General features: G+C 72.5%; 9 protein-coding genes, 1 tRNA gene and 1 pseudogene. 10 read left to right on the top strand and 1 reads right to left on the bottom strand.

Annotation, left to right across the window (positions count from 1 at the left end; all coding sequences use genetic code 11):
- On the bottom strand, nt 1–387 hold a 387-nt coding region (locus AB1578_19360; GenBank protein ID MEW6490052.1), incomplete at its 3' end, for a cyclic nucleotide-binding domain-containing protein.
- 233 nt (nt 388–620) lie between these two features.
- Between AB1578_19360 and AB1578_19355 the strand changes: the two genes are divergently transcribed.
- The 10 genes and pseudogenes from AB1578_19355 to AB1578_19310 all read left to right on the top strand — a co-directional run.
- Entirely contained in the window at nt 621–2,108 is a 1,488-nt protein-coding gene (locus AB1578_19355; GenBank protein ID MEW6490051.1) for an FAD-dependent oxidoreductase, read from the top strand.
- Between the two features lie 65 nt (nt 2,109–2,173).
- Nucleotides 2,174–2,506: an arsenosugar biosynthesis-associated peroxidase-like protein gene (locus AB1578_19350; protein MEW6490050.1), complete on the top strand. Its 333-nt coding sequence runs from the start codon at nt 2,174–2,176 to the stop codon at nt 2,504–2,506.
- Nucleotides 2,507–2,513: 7 nt separating this feature from the next.
- Entirely contained in the window at nt 2,514–3,494 is a 981-nt protein-coding gene (gene arsS / locus AB1578_19345; protein ID MEW6490049.1) for an arsenosugar biosynthesis radical SAM (seleno)protein ArsS, read from the top strand.
- A 62-nt stretch (nt 3,495–3,556) separates the two neighbouring features.
- The gene (locus AB1578_19340; protein ID MEW6490048.1) at nt 3,557–4,267 is read left to right on the top strand and encodes a TVP38/TMEM64 family protein; all 711 of its coding nucleotides are present in this window, start codon (nt 3,557–3,559) and stop codon (nt 4,265–4,267) included.
- A gap of 236 nt (nt 4,268–4,503) precedes the next feature.
- Nucleotides 4,504–5,295, top strand: a complete 792-nt coding sequence (gene lgt, locus AB1578_19335) for a prolipoprotein diacylglyceryl transferase (GenBank protein MEW6490047.1) — start codon at nt 4,504–4,506, stop codon at nt 5,293–5,295.
- A 145-nt stretch (nt 5,296–5,440) separates the two neighbouring features.
- Nucleotides 5,441–6,055: pseudogene (locus tag AB1578_19330) on the top strand (GSU2403 family nucleotidyltransferase fold protein).
- Entirely contained in the window at nt 6,004–6,348 is a 345-nt protein-coding gene (locus AB1578_19325; protein ID MEW6490046.1) for a GSU2403 family nucleotidyltransferase fold protein, read from the top strand. Before AB1578_19330 ends, AB1578_19325 begins: the two are co-directional and overlap by 52 nt.
- 355 nt (nt 6,349–6,703) lie before the next feature.
- Nucleotides 6,704–6,790 (top strand) — tRNA-Leu (locus AB1578_19320).
- Between the two features lie 136 nt (nt 6,791–6,926).
- Nucleotides 6,927–8,186 carry an exonuclease SbcCD subunit D C-terminal domain-containing protein gene (locus AB1578_19315; protein ID MEW6490045.1) on the top strand — a complete coding sequence of 420 codons (1,260 nt, stop codon included), beginning with the start codon at nt 6,927–6,929 and terminating at the stop codon, nt 8,184–8,186.
- The coding region (locus AB1578_19310) for an AAA family ATPase (protein ID MEW6490044.1) at nt 8,183–8,779 on the top strand (597 nt) is incomplete at its 3' end. The genes AB1578_19315 and AB1578_19310, both read left to right, overlap by 4 nt.

Below are 8,779 nucleotides of genomic sequence, written 5' to 3'. Positions count from 1 at the left end.
CTCCAGGGCGGCGGCGGACAGCTCTTGCGTGACACAGGGCCCCAGGCACACGGCCGTCACCGGTGACGTGCCCAGGCCCAGGAGCATTGCCTCGCCGACCACATCCCCCGGCCGGCAGAAGCCCGCGACCGCGGGCCTCCCACCCGGGCTGCGGCGGTACAGGCAGACGCAGCCTTCCAAGAGGAGAAACAGGCTCGCCGCGGGGGCCCCTTCCCGGAGGAGGATCTCGCCCGCGGGGCGGCACCTGGAACGGACCTCTCCGACGGAAAGTGTCTCGCCGGTGAGGTCGCCGCCCTCCCCGGGCACGGGAAACCCGGCGGCAAGCGGCAGCGGGGAGGTCGGTACCCCGCCGGTGTCATCGGGGACGCGCCGGGGGATTGCGGTCATGGGGCCCCCGGATAGGATGGCATTCCGTCTGGAACAAGATAGGGGGTCAAGTGGAGATGCGCTGTAGCGACGGCTACAGCCGGCCCGGCCGAAGCCGGGTATCTTGCCGCAAGGGGTGGCGGATCCGGGGCGAGGTGTAAGGGCCGTTCCGAACGAGCGACGCATACAGTGGGCGACGGGCCCGGCCGGGGGACGGGTCTTCCGGCAGCGGCGCCGTACGCGGAGGAGAAGCCATGGCCGATTACGACTACGACGTGGGAATCCTCGGGGGCGGCGCCGCCGGCCTCACGGTGGCGGCGGGCGCCGCCCGGTTCGGGGCCAAGGCGCTCCTGATCGAGAAGGCGCCGAAGCTCGGGGGCGACTGCCTGCATTATGGGTGCGTGCCCTCCAAGACCCTGATCCGCACCGCCGGGGTGTGGGCCCAGGCCCGGCGGGCCGCCGAGTTCGGGCTGCCGAGCCTCGCACTCCCCCCCGTGGACCTGGGGGCGGTGATGGCGCGGGTGCGCTCGGTCATCGAGACGATCCAGGAGCACGACTCCCCGGAGCGGTTCTGCCGCCTGGGGGCCGAGGTGCGCTTCGGGACGCCCCGGTTCGTGGACGGCCACACGGTGGAGGTGGACGGGCAGAAGGTGACGGCCCGCAGTTGGGTGGTGGCCACGGGCTCGCGTCCGGCCCTGCCTCCGATGGAGGGGCTGGCCGAGACGCCCCACTGGACCAACGAGACGGTCTTTTCCCAGACCCGGCTCCCCGACCGGCTGCTCGTCCTCGGGGGCGGCCCCATCGGGCTGGAGCTGGCCCAGGCCTTCCAGCGCCTCGGCTCCCGGGTCGCCGTGGTCGAGTTCCTGGATCAGATCCTGGGTCCCGAGGACGCCGATGTCGCCGCGGTCCTGCGGCAGCGCCTCGAGGCCGAGGGGATGGAGATCCTCACCGGGACCAAGGCGGTGAAGGCCGAGCGCCACGGCGACGGGGTGCGCCTCACCGTGGCACCGGCCCAGGGCGGCGGCGAGCTCCGGGTGCTCGACGCCGAGGCGCTGCTGGTGGCCACCGGGCGCCGGCCCAACGTGGAGGACCTGGGGCTGGAGGCGGCAGGGGTGGAGTTCACCCCCCGGGGCATCCCCACCGATGCGCGGCTGCGCACCAACGTCCAGCACATCTACGCCTGCGGGGACGTCAACGGCCAGCTCCCCTTCACCCACGTGGCCGGGTACGAGGGCGGCATCGCCCTCACCAACGCCGTTCTGCGCCTGCCCCGGAAAGCCGACTACGCCAAGGTCCCCTGGTGCACCTACACCGAACCCGAGGTCGCCAGCGTGGGCCTGAACGAGAAGCGGGCGCAGAAGGAAGGCGTGGCCTACCGGGTGCTCACCGAGGAGTTCGCCGGCAACGACCGGGCCCTGGCCGAGGGCGAGCCCCTGGGCAAGATCAAGGTGCTCATCAGCCCGAAGGGCGCGGTCCTGGGGTGCCAGATCATCGGCGCCCACGCGGGCGAGCTCATCCACGAATGGATCGCCGCGGTGGCCGGGGGTGTGAAGCTCTCGGCCCTGGCGGGGGCGATCCACGTGTACCCTACGCTTTCGGAGATCTCCAAGCGCGCCGCCGGCAGCTACTTCTCGGAAAAGCTCTTCAGCGACCGCGCCAAGGGGGTGCTGAAGTTCCTCTTCCACCTCAAGGGCCGGGCCTGCACCCCGACCGAAGGCGGCCCGCCGGCCAACATGGCGTAGGCGGCAGCGGCCGAACCGGTTCTTCGATCCCCGAGGAAGCTCCCACCACTGCACGAGGTGACACCGTGAATACCTACTACGACCCCGAGGACCTGGCCAGGTTCCCCGAGATCGGCGAAGAAGCCCCGGAGCTCGCGAAAAAGTTCTTCGACTACTACGGCGCGGTCTTCGCGGAAGGGGAGCTGACCGAGCGCGAAAAGGCGCTGATCGCCCTGGGGGTGGCCCACGCGGTGCAGTGCCCCTACTGCATCGACGCCTACACCCAGGCGTGCCTGGAGAAGGGCTCGAACCTGGGTGAGATGACCGAGGCCGTGCACGTGGCCAATGCCATTCGCGGGGGCGCCTCCCTGGTGCACGGCCTCCAGATGCGAAAGGTCGCCAAGAAGCTCTCCCTGTGAGGTGGACGTGGAAGCCCTGAGTTTGCAGCGAGCACCGGCGGACGGCCTTTCGCCGGCGTGCCCCGATTCCTTCTCCGAGAACCTGGCCGCCCACGGGCTCGAGCTGGTGCGGGCCCAGACCGCCACCCTCCAGGTGAACCTGGGGCTCCTGTGCAACCAGCGCTGCCGGCACTGCCACCTCGCCGCCGGGCCCGAGCGCGCCGAGGTGATGTCGGCCCAGACCATGGACGCTGTGGTGGCGTACGCCCAGCGCTGCCGGTTCGCCGTCATCGACGTGACCGGCGGGGCCCCCGAGCTGGTGCCGGGGCTGGAGAGGTTCCTGGAGCGGCTGTCGCCGCTCGCGCCCCGACTGTTGGTGCGCTCGAACCTTACGGCGCTGGCCGGGCGCGAAGAGCTCATCCGCCTGTGGGCCCGCCTGCGTGCCGTGGTCGTGACCTCGTTTCCCTCCGCGAACCGCGGGCAGACCGACGCCCAGCGGGGCGACGGGGTGTTCGAGACGACCCTGGCGATGCTCCGGCGCCTCAACGAGGCGGGGTACGGTCGGGAGGGCACGGGCCTGGAGCTCGACCTGGTCTCCAACCCGGCGGGGGCGTTCCTGCCCCCGGGGCAGGCCCAGGCCGAGGAGCGCATCCGCCGGGAACTGGCCCGCAAGTGGGGCGTCAGCTTCAACCATCTCTACACGTTCGCCAACATGCCGGTGGGCCGCTTCCGGGCCTGGCTCAAGATCTCGGGCAATCTGGACGGCTACCTGGAGAAGCTGGCCGGGGCCTTCAACCCCTGCACCGTCGAGGGGCTCATGTGCCGGACCCTGGTCTCGGTGGACTGGGAGGGCTACCTGCACGACTGCGACTTCAACCTGGCCCGGGGCCTCGCCCTGGGGGGCAAGCGTCGCCACGTCTCCGAGCTGGACGGACCCCCGGCGCCGGGAACGGCCATCCCCACCGGGGACCACTGCTACGCCTGCACCGCCGGCGCGGGCTTCACCTGAGGGGGCGCCATCGCGGCCCCGTAGGGGCCGGTGCACCCAACACTCCCCCCGGAGGAGTTCCGATGAGCCCCGAAGGAACCCGGCGGGCCGCGGCCCCGAAGCGCAAGACCGTCCTGGCCGTCCTCGGCGCCGCTGCGGCCTTGGGGGCGGCGGTGTACTTCGACGTGCAGGAGTTCCTGCGGGGCGCCCTGGGGTGGATCGACGGCCTGGGGCCGGCGGGCGCCGCGGTCTTCGTCGCCGTGTACGTCGCCGCCTGCGTCTTGTTCGTCCCCGGGTCCATCCTCACCCTGGGGGCGGGCGTGGTCTTCGGGGTGGTGAAGGGGTCGGTGCTGGTCTCGGTGGCCTCCACCCTGGGGGCGACCGCCGCCTTCCTGGTGGGGCGATACCTCGCTCGGGACTGGGTGGCGCGCAGGATCGAGGGCAACGCGAAATTCAAGGCCGTGGACGAGGCGGTGGCCCGGGAGGGGTGGAAGATCGTGGGGCTCACCCGCCTCTCGCCGGTCTTCCCGTTCAACCTCTTGAACTACGCCTACGGCCTCACCCGGGTGTCGCTGCGGGACTACTTCTTCGCCTCCTGGATCGGCATGCTCCCGGGCACGGTGATGTACGTGTACCTGGGCTCCCTGGCCGGCGACCTGGCCCGCCTGGGGGCCGGAGAGCACACCCGCTCCGCCGGGGAGTGGTCCCTCTACGGGGTCGGCCTGGCGGCCACCGTGGCCGTGACCGTGTACGTGACCCGCATCGCCCGGGGGGCGCTGGCGAGGAAGGTGTGAAGGGCAAAGGCGGGACTCACGCCACGCCGCAGCGGCGCCACGAAAAGGCAGCGCAGGGTTTCGAGAGGGCGCGCCGCTGCGCGGGGGCGTGGTTGCGGGAGGCGGTCTCTTCTTGATCCAAGGGAGGGCACCGTGATGACTGCCGAGGTCTTGCTCTTCGCCGTGCCCTGGTGCGACCACTGCCCGGAGTCCCGCCTCGGAGGCCCGGAAACTCGGCCGTGGCGGAGAAAGTGCCGATGATTCCCTACCCGGACCTCGACCCCGTGGCGTTTCGCCTGGGTCCCCTGGCGGTGCGCTGGTACGGGCTCGCGTACCTTGCGGGGTTCTGGGCGGCCCACGCCTCGGTGCGGCGGGCGGCCCGCCGCGGGCGGCTGCCCCTGGCGCCCGAAGACGCCGATGCCCTGCTGGGAGCCCTGGTGCTGGGAGTCGTCGGGGGAGCCCGGCTGGGGTACGCGGTCTTTTACAATCTGCCCCACTTCGCCGCAAACCCCCTGCGCCTCTTCGCCCTGTGGGAGGGCGGCATGAGCTTCCACGGGGGGCTCGCCGGGGCGGCGCTGGGGGCGTGGTGGTTTGCGCGGGGGAGGGGAGTGAGCCTGCTGGCCGCGGGCGACGTTCTGGCCCTCGCCGCACCCCTGGGCCTCTTCTTCGGGCGCCTGGCCAACTTCGTCAACGGAGAGCTCTACGGCCGGGTCTCGTCGGTGCCCTGGGCCATGGTGTTCCCGGGGGCCGGGCCCCTTCCGAGACACCCCAGCCAGCTCTACGAAGCCTTCTTGGAAGGGCCCATCCTCTGGGTGCTGGTCTGGTGGGCCGGGCGCTCTCCCGGCAGCCCGCAGGGGCTGCGGTGCGGAGCCTTCGTCGCCGGGTATGGGGTGCTGCGCTTCCTGGTGGAGCTCACCCGGGAGCCCGACGCCCACCTGGGGCTCGTGCTGGGCGGGCTCAGCATGGGGCAGGTCCTGAGCGCCGCGATGGTGCTCGCAGGCGGCTGGCTCCTCTGGAGAGCTCGACTTGCCGGCACCCAAGGGGACTGAAAGGAACAGGCCTACGAGGAGTATCTGAAGATCCTGAGCGAGGGAACGGAGCCGTTGAGACCCTGAGAGGACGGACGACGCCACAACCGACGGGGAGGGCCTGCCATGCACTACGACCGAGATTCGGTGGTCACCATGCTCCGGTATGGGCTCGTCTGGGAGCAGCGAGGGCAGCCGAGGATTGCCGGTTACTTCGCGTGCGCGGCCCTGGAGCGGATGCTTCCGGAGCGCGTGCGGGGTTACGACGATCCGAGAAGGCGTGGCGGGAGCCAAGAAGCAGGCGTACCTGGGACCCTACGACGAGACGATCGCGCGCCTGGAGAAGCGCTACCTTCGCCGAGCGCGCCGAGGCCCGCGCCGAGCGCGGCGACGTGGAGCGCCTGAGCGCCATGCTTCGCCAGGCTGGGGCGGTGGCCACCGAAACGTCGGCGGCCCGCGCGTGCTGGAGGCGCTGGCGCACTCCGGGGTGTTTCGCCTCGGGGGGATGCTCGTGGGAACGCACGCGTTCGCGGTGCTCGGCAATGTGCTCGGCGTCCGTTGGGACAGGGCGGCGCTTCGCACCCAAGACACCGACCTGGCGGCCGAAGCCGATACCGTGGCGCTCGCCATGCCCGACTTCGGTGCGGCCGACATCCCCCTTGCGCTCGAACGCCTCAAAATGGGCTTTCTTCCGGTGCCGCCCTTCAACCCCAGGGACCCTTCGACGTCATTTCGGGTGCGCAAGAGCCTGCTTCGGGTCGACCTCCTGACGCCTGCTCGGGGCCGGGACGCCTCGGGGGGGGCGCGGTCTTCCTGCCCCAGTGGAACGCGGCGGCCACCCCGCTTCGCTACCTCGACTACCTCTTGGAGGAACCCGTGCGTGCCGCCGTCGTCGGTCACACCGGGCTGCTTGTCAACGTCCCGGCCCCTGCCCGCCTGGCGCTCCACAAGCTCCTCACGGCCTCCGAACGCGACGCCGGCCACGCGGCCAAGGCCGAAAAAGACCTCGCCCAGGCCGGAGAACTCCTGCGGGTGCTCGCCGCGGACCGGCCGGGAGACCTGGAGCTCGCCTGAAAGACGCTCGCCCCTCGGCCGGGCGCGGCCAAGCGGGTCCAGGCGGGAGCCGCGCGCCTTCGCGGGATCGCCCCCGAGGGCCACGCGGCGCTGGCGGAGAAGCTCGGGTTCACGCAGAGCCCTACCGGACGCGTTCGGGATAGCCGGCCGCCCCGGCGGGCGCACGGGCTCGCCGCGCCCGCCGGATCCCCTGCCCGGGGTGCGCGGGGCGCGGGAACGCAGGAAGGTGCATAGGGTCTCGCCTGGGCCGCACCCCCCGCTTCCAGAGGCGTGACGTCCCCCGCGCCGCCTGCGGTGGAACGCGGCCTTCCTGGGAGCGTTCGGTGTGCGCTATAAGTGGGCGAAACGGAAGAACGCCCGGGTGGTGGAACAGGCAGACACAGGAGACTTAAAATCTCCAGGCCGAAAGGCCATACGGGTTCGAATCCCGTCCCGGGCACCAAGTCTTGGCGCGTAGTGTGTTGGTCTTTCCAACGGGCAACCAGCAGCGCGCAGCGCGCCCGCGCGGTTTCGGGACCGCCCTCGCGGCAGGGTTGGCGGCGGGAGCGCGGCTCCCGCAGGGACGGGTGAGGAAGGGTATGCGCATCTTGCACACCTCCGACTGGCACCTGGGGCAGACCCTCCATGGGGTGGGGCGGGAGCACGAGCACGGGGCGTTCCTGGACTGGCTCCTGGAGGTGGTGGGGGAGCGGGGGGTGGACGCGGTGCTCGTGGCGGGGGACGTGTTCGACACCGCGAACCCGCCGGCCCAGGCCCAGGCGGCGTGGTACCGGTTCCTGGCGGCCGCCCGGGAGCGGTATCCGGCCCTGGACCTGGTGGTGATCGGTGGGAACCACGACTCCTCGGCCCGCCTCGACGCCCCCGGGCCCATGCTTGACGCGCTGCGCATCCGGGTGGTGGGGGGGCTTCCCCGGCTCCCCGGCGGGGCGCTGGACCTCGATCGGCTCCTGGTTCCCCTGCGGGACGCCGGGGGGGAGACGGCGGCCTGGGTGGCGGCGGTGCCCTTCCTGCGGCCGGCGGACCTTCCCGCCGAGGACGGGGGGAGGGGCGACCCCCTCGTGGAGGGGGTCCGGGCGGTGTATGCCGAGGCGCTTGCCGAGGCGCGCCGGCGCCGGCGGGGGTCCGAGGGCCTCGTGGCCATGGGCCACTGCTACCTCGCCCAGACCGCCCTTTCGGAGCTGAGCGAGCGCAAGATCCTGGGCGGCAACCAGCACGCCCTTCCCCCCGACCTCTTCCCCGGCGACCTCGCCTACGCGGCCCTGGGGCACCTGCACCTGGCCCAGCGGGTGGGCGGCGACGACCGCATCCGGTACAGCGGCGCGCCGCTGCCGCTGGCGCTTTCCGAGTCGGGCTACCCCCACCAAGTGTGCCTGGTGGACCTGGACGGGGAGGGCCTCCTCCGGCCCGTCCGGGTGGAGTCCTTGCGGGTGCCCCGGGCCGTGGAGATCCTCCACGTCCCCGGGGATGGGCCCCGGCCCCTGGCGGAGGTGCTCGGGCTCCTGGCCGCCCTGCCCGAGGCGGACCCGGCCGTGCCGGAGGCCGCCCGGCCCTACCTGGAGGTCCGGGTTCTCCTGGAGGCCCCGGCCCCGGCCCTGCGACGGGAGGTGGAGGCGGCCCTCACGGGGAAGGCGCCGCGCCTGCTCAAGATCACCGCCCACCACACCGGTCACGGGCAGGCCCTCGGGCCCGCGCCGGGACGCCAGCACCTGCGGGACTTCTCCCCCGAGGAGGTCTTCCTCCAGTGCTACCGGCGAAGCCACGAGGGCGACCCCTCGGCGGACCTCCTGGCCGCCTTCCACGAACTCCTGGAGGACGTGGAGAGGGGGGAGGGGGCGTGAGAATCCTGAAGGTGGGCGGCGAGAACCTGGCGAGCCTGGAGGGGCGCTTCGAGGTGGACTTCGCCGGGGGCCCCCTGGGGGCGGCGGGGCTCTTCGGGATCACGGGGCCCACGGGGGCGGGCAAGTCCACGCTGCTGGACGCCGTGTGCCTGCCCCTCTACGACCGCACGCCGCGCCTGAGCGGGTCCGGGGGGGCAGAGGTGGGGGTGCCGGGGGAGGAGACCCTGCGCAGCGCCGACCCGCGCTCGATCCTGCGGAAGGGGGCGGGGGCCGGGTGGGCCGAGGTGCTCTTCGAGGGTAGGGACGGCCGCCCCTACCGCGCCCGCTGGTCGGTGCGCCGGGCCCGAAACGCCCCCGGCGGCCGGCTCCAGCCCCAGATCATGGAGCTCCACGACGAGGCGGGCCAGAGCCTGGGGGGCACCAAGACCGAGACCCTGGGCCGGCTCGAGGCCCTCCTGGGCCTGTCCTTCGACCAGTTCTGCCGCTCGGTGCTCCTGGCCCAGGGGGACTTCGCCGCCTTCCTCAAGGCCCGGCCCGCGGAGCGGGCCGAGCTGCTGGAGCGGATCACCGGCACCGGGCTCTACGCCGAGCTC

Source organism: Thermodesulfobacteriota bacterium (assembly GCA_040756475.1).
In the GTDB taxonomy this organism is placed as follows: Bacteria; Desulfobacterota; Deferrisomatia; order Deferrisomatales; family JACRMM01; genus JBFLZB01.
Note: the sequence above shows the minus strand (reverse complement) of the source record. Positions and strands in the feature narration are given on the sequence as shown.

What these genes read in the sequence shown, in the direction of transcription:
- AB1578_19340 (MEW6490048.1), top strand. Translation starts at nt 3,557, where the DNA reads ATGAGCCCCGAAGGAACCCGGCGGGCCGCGGCCCCGAAGCGCAAGACC.
- AB1578_19355 (MEW6490051.1), top strand. Translation starts at nt 621, where the DNA reads ATGGCCGATTACGACTACGACGTGGGAATCCTCGGGGGCGGCGCCGCC.
- lgt (MEW6490047.1), top strand. Translation starts at nt 4,504, where the DNA reads ATGATTCCCTACCCGGACCTCGACCCCGTGGCGTTTCGCCTGGGTCCC.
- AB1578_19315 (MEW6490045.1), top strand. Translation starts at nt 6,927, where the DNA reads ATGCGCATCTTGCACACCTCCGACTGGCACCTGGGGCAGACCCTCCAT.